Source organism: Aliiroseovarius pelagivivens (genome assembly GCF_900302485.1).
GTDB lineage: Bacteria > Pseudomonadota > Alphaproteobacteria > Rhodobacterales > Rhodobacteraceae > Aliiroseovarius > Aliiroseovarius pelagivivens.
Window position 1 is genome coordinate 523,876 of record NZ_OMOI01000002.1, and the last position, 15,983, is coordinate 539,858.

The 15,983-nt window shown below is 57.3% G+C and carries 13 protein-coding genes; 8 read left to right on the top strand and 5 right to left on the bottom strand.

What is annotated here, in order from left to right; genetic code table 11:
* Positions 1-19: 19 nt before the first annotated feature.
* From mnmE to ALP8811_RS14745, 5 genes are read left to right on the top strand one after another with little or no spacing between them, the layout of a single operon-like run.
* Complete coding sequence (gene mnmE / locus ALP8811_RS14725) at positions 20-1,309, top strand: tRNA uridine-5-carboxymethylaminomethyl(34) synthesis GTPase MnmE (RefSeq protein WP_108858015.1); 1,290 nt, start codon at positions 20-22, stop codon at positions 1,307-1,309.
* A gap of 27 nt (positions 1,310-1,336) precedes the next feature.
* Positions 1,337-3,205, top strand: coding sequence for a tRNA uridine-5-carboxymethylaminomethyl(34) synthesis enzyme MnmG (mnmG, locus tag ALP8811_RS14730; RefSeq protein WP_108858016.1), 1,869 nt, complete (start codon positions 1,337-1,339; stop codon positions 3,203-3,205).
* The gene (gene rsmG / locus ALP8811_RS14735) at positions 3,202-3,822 is read left to right on the top strand and encodes a 16S rRNA (guanine(527)-N(7))-methyltransferase RsmG (protein WP_108858017.1); all 621 of its coding nucleotides are present in this window, start codon (positions 3,202-3,204) and stop codon (positions 3,820-3,822) included. Before mnmG ends, rsmG begins: the two co-directional genes overlap by 4 nt.
* Complete coding sequence (locus ALP8811_RS14740; protein WP_108858018.1) at positions 3,815-4,606, top strand: ParA family protein; 792 nt, start codon at positions 3,815-3,817, stop codon at positions 4,604-4,606. The genes rsmG and ALP8811_RS14740 overlap by 8 nt, the downstream gene beginning before the upstream one ends.
* 13 nt (positions 4,607-4,619) lie before the next feature.
* Positions 4,620-5,507 carry a ParB/RepB/Spo0J family partition protein gene (locus tag ALP8811_RS14745; RefSeq protein WP_108858019.1) on the top strand — a complete coding sequence of 296 codons (888 nt, stop codon included), beginning with the start codon at positions 4,620-4,622 and terminating at the stop codon, positions 5,505-5,507.
* Here the strand turns inward: ALP8811_RS14745 and hemW are convergent.
* The 3 genes from hemW to rph are packed head-to-tail and all read right to left on the bottom strand — an operon-like array spanning position 5,504 to position 7,972.
* Complete coding sequence (gene hemW / locus ALP8811_RS14750) at positions 5,504-6,661, bottom strand: radical SAM family heme chaperone HemW (protein WP_108858020.1); 1,158 nt, start codon at positions 6,659-6,661, stop codon at positions 5,504-5,506. The genes ALP8811_RS14745 and hemW overlap by 4 nt on opposite strands.
* Positions 6,654-7,262, bottom strand: coding sequence for an RdgB/HAM1 family non-canonical purine NTP pyrophosphatase (gene rdgB, locus ALP8811_RS14755; RefSeq protein ID WP_181363783.1), 609 nt, complete (start codon positions 7,260-7,262; stop codon positions 6,654-6,656). The genes hemW and rdgB overlap by 8 nt, the downstream gene beginning before the upstream one ends.
* Entirely contained in the window at positions 7,262-7,972 is a 711-nt protein-coding gene (gene rph / locus ALP8811_RS14760) for a ribonuclease PH (protein ID WP_108858022.1), read from the bottom strand. Before rph ends, rdgB begins: the two co-directional genes overlap by 1 nt.
* Positions 7,973-8,042: 70 nt before the next feature.
* Between rph and hrcA the strand changes: the two genes are divergently transcribed.
* Both hrcA and ALP8811_RS14770 read left to right on the top strand, forming a co-directional pair.
* The gene (hrcA, locus tag ALP8811_RS14765) at positions 8,043-9,104 is read left to right on the top strand and encodes a heat-inducible transcriptional repressor HrcA (protein WP_108858023.1); all 1,062 of its coding nucleotides are present in this window, start codon (positions 8,043-8,045) and stop codon (positions 9,102-9,104) included.
* 24 nt (positions 9,105-9,128) lie between these two features.
* A complete protein-coding gene (locus ALP8811_RS14770) occupies positions 9,129-9,689 on the top strand; it encodes a nucleotide exchange factor GrpE (RefSeq protein ID WP_108858024.1) in 561 nt (186 codons plus the stop codon).
* Positions 9,690-9,742: 53 nt separating this feature from the next.
* On the opposite strand, the gene mutS is transcribed toward ALP8811_RS14770, so the two are convergent.
* Both mutS and galE read right to left on the bottom strand, forming a co-directional pair.
* Entirely contained in the window at positions 9,743-12,364 is a 2,622-nt protein-coding gene (mutS, locus tag ALP8811_RS14775; protein WP_108858025.1) for a DNA mismatch repair protein MutS, read from the bottom strand.
* 95 nt (positions 12,365-12,459) lie between these two features.
* Entirely contained in the window at positions 12,460-13,470 is a 1,011-nt protein-coding gene (galE, locus tag ALP8811_RS14780; RefSeq protein WP_108858026.1) for a UDP-glucose 4-epimerase GalE, read from the bottom strand.
* A 232-nt stretch (positions 13,471-13,702) separates the two neighbouring features.
* On the opposite strand from galE, the gene ALP8811_RS14785 reads away from it, so the two are divergent.
* Positions 13,703-15,964, top strand: a complete 2,262-nt coding sequence (locus ALP8811_RS14785) for an NADP-dependent malic enzyme (protein ID WP_108858027.1) — start codon at positions 13,703-13,705, stop codon at positions 15,962-15,964.
* Positions 15,965-15,983 lie beyond the last annotated feature (19 nt).

Genomic DNA, 15,983 nt, shown 5'->3' on the forward strand with positions numbered 1-15,983 from the left:
AAATCAATAGGTTAGTCCAATGGACACGATCTATGCTCTTGCCAGTGCTCGCGGGAAAGCGGGCGTCGCGGTGGTCCGGATTTCCGGGCCACACGCGTTTTCTGCGGTCCGCGCACTTGCGGGCAATCTACCTGCACTGCGTCGTGCGGGATTGCGCCGTCTGGTAAATGCGGACGGGGCGTTGCTGGACGAAGCCTTGGTGCTGCTGTTCGAAGCAGGTTCCAGCTTTACCGGTGAAGACGTAGCCGAGCTTCAATTGCATGGATCGACGGCTGTGGTCCGTGCCGTGCTGGCCGAGCTATCAAAGCAAGACGGCTTGCGCCCCGCAGAGCCCGGAGAATTCACCCGCCGCGCGCTTGAAAACGAATGCCTCGACCTGGCGCAGGTAGAGGGGCTGGCGGACCTTCTGGATGCCGAGACCGAGGCACAGCGCAAGCAGGCCGTAGGCGTGCTGTCTGGCGCTCTGGGCGCCCTCGCTGGGGCGTGGCGCACCGACCTGATCCGTGCGGCTGCACTGCTGGAAGCCACCATTGATTTCGCGGATGAAGACGTGCCCGTTGATGTCTCGCCCGAAGTGAACGCGCTGCTGGACACCACGCTGGAAAGCCTTGAACGCGAAACCGCGGGTACGCGCATTGCCGAACGGATCCGTGATGGGTTTGAGGTGGCGATTGTAGGTCGTCCGAATGCCGGGAAATCCACGCTTCTAAACACGCTGGCAGGGCGTGAGGCGGCGATCACCTCGGATATTGCTGGGACCACCCGCGACGTGATTGAGGTCCATATGGAGCTTGCAGGGCTTCCTGTGACGGTGCTGGACACGGCAGGTGTCCGCGACACCCAAGATCAGGTTGAAGCCATCGGTGTGGCTAGGGCGCTTGAGCGCGCAAAGGCTGCGGATATTCGCGTCTTCCTGCTGGAAGGGGCCGATGATCGGCCCGCGATGGACCCGTTGAAAGATGATCTTGTGGTGCACGGAAAGGCCGATCTGGGTGCGTCTGGCGACTTGGTTGTCTCGGGTAAAACCGGGCAGGGCATGGATCAGCTGGTGCAAAAGATCTCGTCCGTTCTAGAAACCCGTGTTCAGGGGGCGGGGATCGCGACGCGCGAGCGGCACCGTATCGCGATGGAACGTGCCCTGTTCTCTTTGGAAGATGCGCGAATCGAGGTACAACACGGCCCCGAACGCGCTGAATTTGCCGCAGAAGAGATCAGAACTGCCATTCGTGCCCTTGATAGTCTTGTCGGGCATGTCGATGTAGAGCATCTGCTGGACGAGATCTTCTCGAGCTTTTGTCTGGGAAAATAGCGTGTGCGTAGCGAAGGAGTGTTTCACGTGAAACATTTGGATTTCGATGTGATTGTTGTTGGGGGCGGGCACGCTGGTGCCGACGCTGCCCACGCTGCTGCGCGTATGGGTGCAAACACCGCATTGATCACTTTGCGTAAAGAAGATCTGGGTGTGATGTCCTGTAACCCCGCTATCGGTGGGCTTGGAAAAGGCCATTTGGTGCGCGAGATTGATGCGCTTGATGGCTTGATGGGGCGCGTTTCTGACCAAGCGGGCATTCAATTCCGTCTGCTGAATCGCCGTAAAGGGCCCGCCGTACAAGGCCCGCGTGCGCAGGCAGACCGTGCGATCTATCGCAAAGCCATGTCTGCCGAGATCCTGTCGACCAAAGGCCTGACCCTGATCGAAGGTGAAACGACTGACCTGATCATGGACGGAAACCGTGTAGGCGGTGTCGTGCTTGAAGACGGATCGCAGCTGCATGCGGGCGCTGTGGTGCTGACTACAGGCACGTTTTTGCGTGGGATTATCCATATCGGCGACAAGCAAAGCCAAGGCGGCCGCATGGGGGATCGCCCGTCGGTCAAACTGGCGGAACGTATTGATTCCTTTGGGCTTCCGCTTGGGCGCCTGAAAACAGGAACCCCTCCGCGACTGAATGGGAAAACCATCAATTGGGACATTCTGGCGTCGCAGCCGGGCGACGATGATCCCGCGATGTTTTCCTTTATGAATAAGGCGCCAATCGCACGGCAGATTTCCTGCGGGATCACGCATACGAACATGCAAACGCATGACATTATTCGCGCCAATCTGGACCGCTCGGCCATGTATGGCGGCCACATCGACGGTGTTGGGCCGCGATATTGCCCGTCAATCGAAGATAAAATCGTGCGCTTTGCAGACAAAGACAGCCATCAGATTTTCCTCGAACCAGAGGGGCTGGACGATGATACGGTGTATCCCAACGGGATCAGCACCTCTTTACCGGTCGAGGTTCAGGAAGATTACGTGCGTTCGATCGTTGGGCTTGAGAATGTTGAGATTCTTCAGCCTGGTTATGCCATCGAGTATGACTACGTCGACCCGCGCTCGTTGACCGAAACTCTGTCGCTTCGGGATGTGCCCGGGCTTTATCTTGCTGGTCAGATCAACGGAACCACTGGGTACGAAGAAGCTGCAGCGCAAGGTCTGGTCGCCGGCACCAATGCAGCGCTTGCGGTGCAGGGCAGGGATCCTGTGATTTTTTCGCGTTCGAACTCTTATATCGGCGTCATGGTCGACGATTTGATCACGCGCGGCGTCACCGAGCCTTACCGCATGTTCACATCACGCGCCGAGTACCGCCTGTCGCTTCGTGCGGATAATGCGGATCAGCGCCTGACGCCCTTGGGAATTGACCTCGGACTTGTAAAGCAAATGCGGAAAACGGCGTTTGAAGCCAAGCGCGAAGCGTTGGAGCAAGCGAAAGACAAGCTGACGCAAGTCACCTATACACCACAAGATCTAGTAGGCTTGGACCTGAATGTACGTAAGGATGGTACAAGACGCACCGCTTACGAGCTTCTTGCCTTCCCCGACATGAGTTTTGAAAAGCTGGTTCAGTTGGATGAATCTCTTGATCAGATAGATGATGAGGTGAAGCTCCAAGTCGCCCGGGATGCGCTTTATGCGAACTATATTGAACGTCAGCAGAAGGATGTTGAGGCCCTAAAGCGGGACGAAGCGCACGTAATTCCGGAAGATTTCGATTATTCAGCGTTTAGCGGGCTTTCGAACGAGCTTGCATCGAAGCTTCAGGCCTCACGACCGCGGACTTTGGCGCATGCCAGCCGGGTCGAGGGTATGACCCCTGCAGCGCTGACGCTTCTTTTGTCGAAGATTCGCCAGTTCGAGCGGAAGCGCACAGCATGAATCACGCCGAATTTCAGAGCCAGGTCGATGTTTCACGTGAAACATTCGAGCGACTCGAGGCCTATGTCGCATTGCTGACCAAGTGGAACACCGCAATTAATCTGGTTTCGCCCAGTACGATTTCGCAGATTTGGTCGCGGCACATTCTTGATTCGGCCCAGATATATGGGCTTGCGCCAGAAAACCCCAATATATGGTGTGACCTCGGATCGGGCGGGGGGCTTCCAGCGCTAGTCGTTTCGATCATGGCGAAGGACATTCGTCCCGGCCTTTCGATGACTTGTATTGAAAGCGATCTGCGTAAGGCGACCTTCTTGCGGACCGTCGCGCGCGAATTGGATCTTAAATTGACCGTCCGGTCAGAACGAATCGAGAAAGCCGAGCCTCAGAGTGCTGATATCCTGTCTGCACGCGCCTTGGCGCCGCTTAACGCACTTTGTGGCTTTGCCAAGCGCCACTTAAGGCCCGGCGGCGTTGCGATTTTCCCAAAGGGCGAAAACTATCGCCAGGAAGTACACGAAGCCCTTGAAAACTGGTCGTTTCAGCTTGATACATATCCCAGCAAGACCCATCCAAATGCCGTTATTCTGAAGATCGGAGAAATCTCACGTGTCTGACCAATTCCAAGAACGCGGGCCGAAGATTATTGCCATCACCAATCAGAAAGGCGGCGTCGGGAAGACGACAACAACGATCAACCTGGGCGCGGGGCTGGCTGAAGCTGGAAAACGTGTTCTTTTGATTGATCTGGACCCGCAGGGCAATGCGTCGACTGGGTTGGGTGTCTCGGCCGATGATCGCGATATGAGCACTTACGATCTTTTGTTGGAAGAGGCGTCCGTGCTGGACGTCATTACCAAAACCACCGTCGAACATTTGCTGATTTCACCGGCGACAACTGATCTGTCTTCAGCTGATATCGAGCTGGTATCGAATGAAAAGCGCAGCCACCTGTTGCGGGACGCACTGCGAGATGTTGCGTTGTCTAAGCTCGACCTCGACTATATCTTGATTGATTGCCCCCCTTCTTTGAACCTTCTGACTGTAAATGCACTGGTCGCAGCAGACAGCGTTTTGATCCCGCTTCAAAGTGAGTTCTTTGCACTGGAAGGCTTGTCACAGCTTCTTCTGACCGTTCGCGAAGTCCGCCAAGCCGCCAATCAGCAGCTCAGAATCGAAGGCGTTGTGTTGACCATGTATGACAGCCGCAACAACCTGTCTCGCCAGGTCGAGGCCGACGCGCGCGAGAACCTGGGCGAACTGGTCTTCAAGACCATGATTCCGCGCAATGTGCGCGTCAGCGAGGCGCCCTCTTTCGCGCTGCCGGTCTTGATGTATGATCCGACGTCCAAAGGTAGCCGAGCCTATCGAAATCTGGCGGCGGAACTGATTAAACGATGATCGGAGGCGAGTAATGAGCAAATCAAAGAAAAATCGCGGCTTGGGACGTGGCTTGTCGGCCCTGATGGCGGATGTTGCTGTCGAAGAAATGCCTAAAGGATCTTCGCCAGAGCCACGCCGCGCAGATATGATGGTTCCGATTGAGAAGGTTAAGCCGAACCCGGAACAGCCGCGCCGCACCTTTACGCCAGAGCAGCTAGATGATCTGGCGGCCTCGGTGAAGGAAAAGGGGGTTATCCAGCCCCTTATTGTGCGTCCGCGCCCCGGAAGTGACGATGAGTACGAGATTGTCGCGGGCGAACGCCGTTGGCGCGCGTCACAGATGGCGAAACTTCACCAACTTCCTGTAATCATTCGAGAATATTCCGACACCGAGGCGTTGGAAGTCGCGATTATCGAGAACATTCAACGCGCTGATCTGAATGCTATTGAAGAGGCAGCCGGCTATCGCGATCTGATGGACCGGTTTGGGCATACGCAGGAAAAAGTTTCGGAAGCTCTGGGCAAAAGCCGCAGCCACATTGCCAACTTGCTGCGCCTTTTGAACTTGCCAGATGATGTTCAGGCCTTTGTGCGCGACGGAAAACTGACAGCCGGACACGCGCGGACACTGGTTACCGCAGTTAATCCCTCGGCCTTGGCGCGCGAGATCATCAATAAAGGTCTGTCGGTGCGCGCTGCCGAGAAGCTGGCGAAGGGATCTGCACCAAGCAAGCCGCGCCCAGCAAGCCCGAAGGCCGAGAAAGACGCCGACACCAAGGCGCTGGAAGGCGATCTGTCGGCGACGATGGGTATGAAGGTTCAGATTGACCACAAAGCGGGCGGAGAGGCGGGGACCGTCACCATTCGCTATCAAAATCTGGATCAGCTGGACGATATTTGCAGCAAGTTGTCGGTTTAATCCGGCAAAAGCTCTCGTAGAATACCATTTAGCACCGGGCGGCCATTTTCGGTCGCCCGAAGTGTATTCCCGTCCAGGTCGATCAGATCAAGCTCAATCAAGTCTTTGAATTTATTAACGTTAATCGGGTTCTCGTGGATCTTGTTCAGACGGGCAAGATCGATACCCTCGGCGGTGCGAAGGCCCATCAGCAAGAATTCCGCTGCCCATTCGTCGGCCGGAATGACGTCACGCAGGCTTTCACCACTGCCTTGCGACACAGTTTTCAGCCATTCATTCGGCGCCAGCGCGGTTTCCGTCGCATAGCGCGTTCCGTTAAGCGTGATGCGCCCATGCGCGCCGGGTCCAATCCCCAGCCAGTCGCCAGATCGCCAATAAATCAAGTTATGTCGGCTTTCATCGCCAGGTCGCGCGTGGTTCGAGACCTCGTAGGCCGGAATTCCGGCATCGCGCGTAATGCGCTGAGTCAGGAAGAACATTTCAGTGGCTTGTTCATCAAGCGGAAGGCCCAGAAGCTTTCCAGCTTCATGTCGTGCGCCGAATGCGGTGCCGGGTTCGATAGTCAGCTGGTACATCGACAGGTGTGACGGCTCGAAGCTGAGCGCTTCGCGCAATTCTTCATCCCAGGCTTCAATACTTTGATCCTGACGGGCATAGATCAGGTCGAAGTTAACCCGAGAAAACAGCGATTTCGCCAGCGTTAGAGCCTGTTTCGCCTCATCCACACTGTGCAGGCGACCAAGTTTCCGCAGGTCGTCATTGTTCAAAGCCTGAATGCCCATCGACACGCGATTTACGCCGCCATCGCGGTATCCAGCGAAGTTTTGCGCTTCGATCGAGCTGGGGTTGGCCTCTAGTGTGATCTCGATATCGTTGGCAAAGGTCCAGTGTTGCTTTGCCTCATCAATGATCGCGGCCACGGTTTCCGGGGCCATCAGGCTGGGCGTGCCGCCACCGAAATAGATCGAATCCAGTACGCGGCCTTCAGTTTCAGCCCCAACGCGGCGCAACTCGGCAAGATAGGCCTCAAGCCACGCGGATTGATCGATTGTCGTCGCCACATGGCTGTTGAAATCGCAATAGGGGCATTTCGAGGCGCAGAACGGCCAATGCACATACAGCCCGAAGCCGCCGATTTGCCAGTTCTCAGGCAAAGGCGCCCTTCACCAGCTTGGCAAACGCGTCGGCGCGATGGCTCATCTGGTGCTTCTTGTCTGGATCCATTTCGCCAAAGGTGATGTCGAAGCCTTCAGGCACGAAAATCGGGTCATACCCAAAGCCTTGATCGCCGCGCATGGGCCACGTCAGCGATCCTTCGACTTTGCCTTCGAAAACCTCGTCATGTCCGTCGGGCCAGGCAAGGCACAGCGTGCAGCAAAACCGAGCGGTGCGGGGCAGGGGCGCGTTCTTTTCTTCCAGAAGCGTCCAGGTTTTTTCCATCGCCATGGGAAAATCACGCCCGTTCGGCGTTTCGGCCCAATCTGCGGTGTAAACGCCCGGCGCGCCGTCCAGCGCGTCAACCATGATGCCGCTGTCATCCGACAGGGCGGGCAATCCGCTTTCTTTGGCGGCGAAATGAGCTTTGATCTGGGCGTTGCCGATGAAGGTGTCTTCGGTTTCTTCCGGTTCTTCCAATCCCAGAGCGCCAGCAGAGGTGACGGCGATGCCAAAAGGCTCTAACAAGGCGGAAATCTCGCGTAATTTGCCCGCATTGTGGGTGGCTACTACCAGTTTATCGCCGTCAAACTTCCGCATTATGCTGTCGCCTGAAGTTGTGCTGCGACCAGCTCGGACACGCCTTTGTCGGCCAGATCCATCAACTGGTTCATTTGATCGCGGGTGAAGGTCGAGCCTTCAGCGGACATCTGCACTTCGATCAGTTTCGGGCCGCAGAGAACAAAGTTGCCATCAACACCGGCTTCGCTGTCTTCCGGATAGTCCAGATCCAGCACTGGCTGACCAGCATAAATACCGCAGGAAACGGCAGCGACCGGATCCATCAGCGGATCGGTGGTGATGTCGCCAGCTTTCAGCAGCTTGTTCACCGCCAAACGCAGCGCAACCCAACCGCCAGTGATCGCAGCACAGCGGGTGCCGCCATCGGCTTGGATCACGTCGCAATCCACGGTGATCTGACGTTCGCCCAGGGCCACCAGATCGATGCCTGCACGCAGCGAACGGCCGATCAGGCGTTGAATTTCAACAGTACGGCCGCCCTGTTTGCCGGCAGCGGCCTCGCGACGCATGCGCGAACCGGTCGAACGGGGCAGCATGCCGTATTCCGCAGTCACCCAGCCCTTGCCGGTATTGCGAAGAAACGGGGGAACGCGCGCTTCCAGCGAGGCGGTGCACAGCACATGCGTATCGCCTACCCGGATCATGCAAGATCCTTCGGCGTGTTTTGTTACCCCGGTCTCGATTGAAATCGGGCGCATTTGATCTAAATCTCGAGCTGAGGGGCGCATGGCTTCTTCCTTTGTTTCCGCTTTGAAAGCGTGATAGCCATGGGTCCGGCAAAAAGGCAAGGCTAAGCTGATGGCAGACGCTTCTGATTTGATCGGAGACATGAATGATCGCTCGCGCGAGGTCTTCCGGTGCATCGTAGAAAGCTATCTTGAAACGGGCGCGCCGGTTGGATCGCGCAGCCTGACCCGCAGCCTGACGGAAAATGTCAGCGCGGCAACCATTCGCAATGTGATGCAAGACCTAGAGTACATGGGGTTGTTGGACAGTCCACATGTCTCGGCTGGGCGCATCCCGACGGAACTTGGCTTGCGGATGTTTGTGGATGGGCTGCTTGAAGTGTCGGATCTGACGATGGATGACCGACAGAAAATTGATGCAACTGTCGGAAATGAAAGCAATATCAACTCGATGATGGATCGGGTGGGCGCGGCTTTGTCCGGGATCACGGCGGGGGCCAGTTTGGTTCTGACGCCCAAACACGAAGCGCCGATCAAACATATCGAGTTCGTGTCGCTTGGACCCGACCGGGCCTTGGCGGTGCTGGTCTTTGCGGATGGTCACGTGGAAAACCGCGTGTTCGAACCGCCCGTGGGGCAAACCCCAAGCTCGATGCGAGAGGCGGCGAACTTCCTGAACGCTTTGGCCGAAGGCCGTACGATTTCCGAGCTTCAGCGGATTATTTCATCCGAAATCACAAATCGGCGGCAAGAACTCGACACGCTGGCGCAGGCCTTGATCGAAAGCGGCGCTGCGATTTGGGAGAACGAGGGCCAGACCTATGAACGGCTAATCGTGCGCGGACGCTCGAATCTTCTAACAGAAGACGGGCCCGAGATTGATTTGGAGCGCATCCGAACGCTGTTTGATGACCTTGAACGTAAGCGTGATATCGCCGAATTCCTTGATCTGGCCGATCAGGGCGAAGGCGTGCGCATTTTTATTGGGTCCGAGAACAAACTTTTCTCACTTTCGGGTTCCTCTTTGGTGGTTTCCCCTTATATGAACGCTGATCGAAAGATCATTGGTGCTGTGGGTGTGATTGGCCCGACGCGGCTGAACTATGGGCGGATTGTTCCTGTTGTGGACTATACCGCGCAATTGATCGGCAAAATGATCTCGGATCGAGGATAAAGGCCGAGGATAGAGGCAAAGATTATGACGGACGCGAAAACCGAACGCGCAGAGGAACTGGAACCGGGCATCGACAAGCTGATGACCGAAGAAGTGACCCTTGAGGACGAGGTGAACCTCGAAGACGAGCTGATTGCCGCGCGTGCAGAGCGTGACGAGATGAAAGATCGTTTCATGCGTGCGCTGGCGGATGCAGAGAATTCCCGCAAACGTGGCGAACGTGACCGTCGCGAGGCCGAGAACTATGGCGGATCGAAGTTGGCGCGCGACATGCTGCCGGTCTACGACAACATGAAACGCGCGCTTGAGGCATCCAGCGATGCTGGTGAAGCGGATAAGGCTCTGCTGGAGGGCGTTCAGCTAACCATGCGCGCCTTGTTGGGCATCTTTGACAAGCACGGCATTCACCTGCTGTCACCCGAAATTGGCGATGAGTTTGACCCGGAAGTTCACGAAGCCATGTTCGAAGCCCCGGTGCCCGGCACCAGAGCTGGCGATATCATTCAGGTAATGGCTGAAGGCTTCATGCTGCATGACCGATTGCTGCGCCCGGCGCAGGTTGGCGTGTCGTCGACACCGAAGTAAGCGGCTCTAACGCAGCTGAATTTGGCTAAACGCCCTCGGATTTCCGGGGGCGTTTACTTTTCCGCCGCCAGCTCTTTCAATTCATAAAGCAGGTTCAGGGCGTCAATCGGCTTCAGGTCGTCCGGATGGATATCTTTCAGCGCTAGATCCAAGTCACTGGGGCCGGTTGGTGCGCTTTGGGCAGGTTCGGAAATGGCTGAAAACAGCGGAAGATCATCAATGATAGCCTTCTGGCCCGATCCTTCGCGTTCACCTTTTTCCAACGCTTCCAGCACCACATTTGCGCGGGCGACAACGCTGTCGGGAAGGCCGGCCAGCTTCGCGACTTGCACACCGTAAGACCGATCAGCCGCGCCTTTGCGGACTTCGTGCAGGAAAATGACCTCGCCATCCCATTCTTTCACGGCAATCGTGGCGTTCTCGACACCGTCCAACTTGTCGGACAGCTGCGTCATCTCGTGGTAATGCGTGGCGAAGAGCGCGCGGGATTTGTTGACGTCGTGCAGGTGTTCCAGCGTGGCCCAAGCGATGGACAAGCCGTCATAGGTTGCCGTGCCGCGCCCGATTTCATCCAAAATGACCAAAGCCCGGTCGTCTGCTTGGTTCAGAATGGCAGCAGTTTCGACCATTTCGACCATGAAGGTCGATCGACCCCGCGCCAGATCGTCCGACGCGCCGACGCGGCTGAACAATTGCGAGACCAAACCGATATGCGCGGATTTTGCTGGAACAAAGCTGCCGGCCTGTGCCAGCAGGGCAATCAGCGCGTTCTGGCGCAGGAAGGTCGACTTACCGGCCATGTTTGGTCCGGTCAGAAGCCAGACATCAGCGGCGCGGGCCCCATCGGCAAGATCGCAATCGTTTGCGACGAAGGCCTCACCTGATCTGCGCAGCGCGGCCTCGACCACTGGGTGGCGGCCGCCTTCTACGTGAAACACGCGGCTGTCATCTACCACCGGGGCGGACCAGTTGTCGGAGCGTGCCAAATCGGCGAAACCGGTTGCCACGTCGATTTCGGACAGGGCGCGGGCGGTGTCAGACACAGCCGCCACCTGATCCAGAATTGCACCAACTAGGCTGGAATAGAGACGTTTTTCAATCTCTAACGCCCGATTGCCCGCATTCAGGATCTTGGTTTCCATATCGCTCAGCGCGACAGTGGTGAACCGCACCGCATTCGCTGTGGTTTGTCGGTGAATATAGGTTTCCGACAACGGCGGGTTCAGCATCTTCTCGGCGTGGGTCGCTGTGGTTTCGATGAAATAGCCCAGCACATTGTTGTGCTTCACTTTCAGCGAGCCGATCCCGGTATGCTCGGCATATTGCGCCTGCATTGCGGCGATTACGCTGCGGCCCTCGTCACGCAGCTGCCGCGCTTCGTCGAGATCTTCGTCATACCCGGGTGCGACAAAGCCGCCGTCGCGGGCGAGAAGCGGGGGTTCTGCGACCAGCGCTTGATCCAGAAGCTCGATCAAATCGTCATGCCCGCGCAGATTTGCCGAAGCCTCGGCCAGCTTGGCGGGAAGATCGGATTGCGTCAGGCCGTCAGACAGATCACCCGCAGCGGCAAGCCCGTTGCGGATGGCGCCCAGATCACGTGGGCCTCCGCGCTCTAACCCTAATCGAGACAGGGCGCGGTCGATATCCGGCACATTGCGCAGGAACTCGCGCGTGTTTTCACAAATCAGTCTCTGTTCCACCAGAAAACGCACCGCATCAAGGCGGGCGTTGATTTCGGATAAGGTGCGAGAGGGGCTGGAGATCCGTCGTTCGAGCAAGCGCCCACCGCCTGCGGTCACAGTGCGGTCAATCACAGATATCAGCGACCCGTCACGTCCGCCCGACAGGCTGTGCGTCAGTTCTAGATTGCGGCGCGTGGCGGCATCGATCTGCATCGCGCCTTGCGCCAGTTCTTTTACCGGCGGCCGCAGAAGGGGCAGTTTGCCCTTCTGAGTAATGTCCAGATACTCGACGATGGCACCCATTGCGCCAAGTTCGGCCCGTGAGAAGTTGCCAAATGCATCAAGCGATCCGATTTTATAGAGATCCAGAAGACGCTTTTCTGCCCCGGTGCTGTCAAAAGCTGCGCGTCCCAGCTCGGTGGGGGATGCACCCGACTCAGTGACTATTACAGCACAATCTGAGTAATCAGCCTCGGACAACACCACCTCGCGCGGGGCAAGGCGGGCAAGTTCCGGACCAAAACGCACAGGCGGGCAGGGCATGACACGGAACGCGCCGGTCGAAATGTCGACCCACGCCAGCGCGGCTTCGTCGCGCACGACATTATAAGCGGCCAAGAAATTGTGGCGGCGCGCGTCCAGCAAGCTTTCTTCTGTCAACGTGCCGGGTGTGACCAGCCGTACGACGTCACGCCGCACGACAGATTTCGAGCCGCGCTTCTTCGCTTCGGCCGGGTTCTCTAACTGTTCGCAGACTGCGACGCGAAATCCTTTGCGGATCAGTGTCAGCAAATAGCCTTCGGCTGCGTGAAAGGGCACGCCGCACATGGGAATGTCTTCGCCCAGATGCTTGCCGCGTTTGGTCAGTGCAATATCCAGGGCGGCGGCCGCGGCGACGGCGTCATCAAAGAAAAGCTCGTAAAAATCGCCCATGCGATAGAACAAAAGGGCATCCTGATAGCCCTGTTTGATCTCAAGAAACTGCGCCATCATTGGCGTGATCTTGGCTGGTTTATCGCTCACCTGCTGCCCCCCGGCGTTTTGCTTTGCGACAGACTAGGGCGTCGTGCGTCGGGGTGAAAGAGGGGTCAGGTATTTTTGCGGCGCGAGACCCAGTTCCAGCTGCTTTCGCACATGTCATCCAACCCGCGCTCTGCCTCAAAACCCAATACATCGCGGGCTTTGGTTGGGTCGCCGTAAACGCTGGCCACGTCGCCCGCGCGACGCGGGCACATTTGATAGGGAAGCTCTTTCCCGGCGGCTTGCTCATAAGCGCGGAGCATATCCATCACCGAGTATCCGGTGCCTGTGCCGAGGTTCACAGTGTGACCTTCGTTGGTGTTCAACAGCGCATCCACCGACTGCACATGCCCGCGCGCCAGATCCATCACGTGGATATAGTCGCGCACGCCGGTGCCATCGGGCGTGTCATAGTCGTCTCCGAAGACTGAAAGCTTCTCAAGCTCGCCAGTGGCGACTTTGGCGATATAGGGCATCAGGTTGTTGGGAATGTCGTTCGGATCTTCTCCGATCAGGCCCGTTTCATGCGCACCTGCCGGATTGAAATAGCGCAGGATCCCGAAGGCCCAGCGGTCGTCCGCAGTTGCGACCTGTTCTAGGGACTGTTCGCAGACCAGCTTGGTATAGCCATAGGGATTGTTGAAGCTGCGCGGGGCGGTTTCCGGTACGGGCAGTTGATCCGGCTGGCCATAGACGGTGGCCGAGGATGAGAAGACCAGACGGAACACACCCGCCGCCTTCATCACGTTCAAAAGCGTATAGAGACCCGAGATGTTGGTGGTCAGATAGTCCAGCGGCTTTTCGGTGCTTTCACCCACAGCTTTCAGCGCGGCGAAGTGGATGACGGCGTCAAACGTGTGCTCGGCAAACACGCGGGTCAAAAGGGATTCATCCAGCACGTTTCCATCAACGTGGACGACTTTTTCGCCACTGATCACTTCAAGCCTGTCCAGCACGCCCCGATCCGCGTTCGAGAAGTTGTCAAGGATCACAACCTGATACCCGGCCTTGGTCAGCTCGACAAAGGTATGAGAGCCAATGAACCCTGCGCCGCCGGTCAAAAGGACTTTTTGTGCCACGAGATGCCTCCAAATCTGTTGATCGAGATATAGGATGGATCGGGCCGAAAGGCACGTGCGAATGAATTTGGGGCGTCAGATTGCGATTGTTGCGGCGATCTTCGGAAATAATTTCCAACAATTACCTAAAAACCCCCAATAAAAGACAGATTAATAGCTGAATACCGGTTGAGGCCCGGATTTTCCCCCTGTAAGGGTTTGGCTTCGTAAGAAGATGACAAAGGCCCGAACCATGCCCAAAGCCAAGATCACTGATGCAGAGGCGCTAGCCTTCCATATTGACCCCACGCCGGGCAAGTTCGAGATCACGCCGTCCGTCCCGATGACCACGCAGCGCGACCTTTCCCTGGCCTATTCGCCGGGTGTTGCAGTTCCCTGTGAAGCGATCGCCGAGAACCCGCAGACGGCTTATGACTATACCAACAAGGGCAACCTTGTTGCGGTGATTTCCAACGGGACCGCAGTTCTGGGACTGGGCAATCTGGGCGCTTTGGCCTCGAAGCCGGTGATGGAGGGTAAGGCGGTTCTGTTCAAACGCTTTGCTGACGTAAACTCGATCGATATCGAGCTGGACACCGAAGACCCCGAAGCGTTTATCAGCGCGGTCAAGCTGATGGGCCCGACCTTTGGCGGCATCAATCTGGAAGACATCAAAGCGCCCGAGTGCTTCATCATCGAGCAGCGCTTGAAGGAAGAAATGGACATCCCGGTCTTCCACGACGACCAGCACGGCACGGCGGTGATTTGTGCGGCTGGCCTTTTGAACGCACTGCATCTATCGGGCAAGAAGATCGAGGATTGTCGCATCGTTTTGAACGGCGCGGGCGCTGCGGGCATTGCCTGTATCGAGTTGATCAAGTCAATGGGCGCGCAACATGACAATTGCATCGTTTGTGACACCAAGGGTGTGATCTATCAGGGTCGTACCGAAGGTATGAACCAGTGGAAGTCGGCCCACGCCGCCAACACCGAACTGCGTACCTTGGAAGAAGCAATGGACGGCGCAGACGTATTCCTTGGCGTGTCGGTCAAAGGCGCGGTGACGCAGGACATGGTTGCCTCGATGGCGGATAACCCGGTCATCTTCGCCATGGCGAACCCCGATCCGGAAATCACGCCCGAAGAAGCCCACGAAGTACGCAATGATGCGATCGTTGCGACCGGTCGTTCGGACTATCCGAACCAGGTGAACAACGTGCTTGGCTTCCCGTATCTGTTCCGCGGTGCGCTGGACATCAACGCACGCGCCATTAATGACGAGATGAAGATTGCTTGTGCGCAGGCACTGGCCGAGCTCGCCCGCGAAGATGTGCCGGATGAAGTTGCCATGGCCTATGGCAAGAAGCTGACCTTTGGTCGCGACTACATCATTCCGACCCCGTTTGATCCGCGCTTGATCCACGTGATCCCGCCAGCAGTTGCACGGGCCGGGATGGACACGGGCGTCGCGCGCCGTCCGATCATTGATATGGACGGGTACGAACAAAGCCTGAAGGCACGGATGGACCCGACGGCCTCGATCCTGCGCGGTATCACGGCGCGGGCGCGTAAGAACCAGGCAACGATGATCTTTGCCGAAGGTGATAATTCGCAAGTTCTGCGGGCTGCCGTTCAGTATCAGCGAAATGGCTATGGTCAGGCGCTGGTTGTTGGGCGCGAAGAAGATGTGAAAGCCAAGCTAACCGCCGATGGTTTGGGCGACGCCGTGCGCGAGCTGCGCATTGTGAACGCTGCAAACACCGAGCATTTGGAGACCTACAAGGATTTCCTGTACGAGCGCCTTCAGCGTCAGGGCTTCGACCATCACGACATTCACCGTCTGGCCGCACGGGATCGCCACGTGTTCGCGTCGCTTATGCTGGCGCACGGTCATGGTGACGGCCTGATCACCGGCGCGACCCGGAAATCGGCCTATGTTCTGGATCGGATCAACCACGTATTTGACGCCCGCGCCAGCGATGGTGCTGTGGGTGTGACCGCGATTTTGCACAAGGGGCGCATCGTCCTGATGGCAGATACCTTGGTGCATGAATGGCCCGAAACCGAAGATCTGGCAAATATTGCTGAACGTGCCGCCGCCGTCGCGCGCGGTCTAGGCCTTGAGCCGCGTGTCGCCTTCGTAAGCTTCTCGACCTTCGGCTATCCGGTCTCGGAACGCGCCTCGAAACTGCACGAAGCACCGGCCATTCTGGAAGCGCGCGGCGTAGACTTCGAGTTTGAAGGCGAAATGACTGCAGACGTGGCCCTGAACGCTGACGTGATGGCGCAATATCCGTTCTGCCGCCTGTCTGGCCCAGCCAACATTCTGGTGGTTCCGGCCCGTCACTCGGCGTCGATCTCGGTCAAGATGATGCAGGAACTGGCCGGCGCCACGGTCATCGGTCCGATCCTGTCGGGCATCGACCAGCCGATCCAGATTTGTTCGACCAACTCGACCTCGAACGACATTCTGAACATGGCGATGTTGGCGGCCACCCGGTTGGGCAAGCGCTAATTCAGCTTAGTTAGAGACG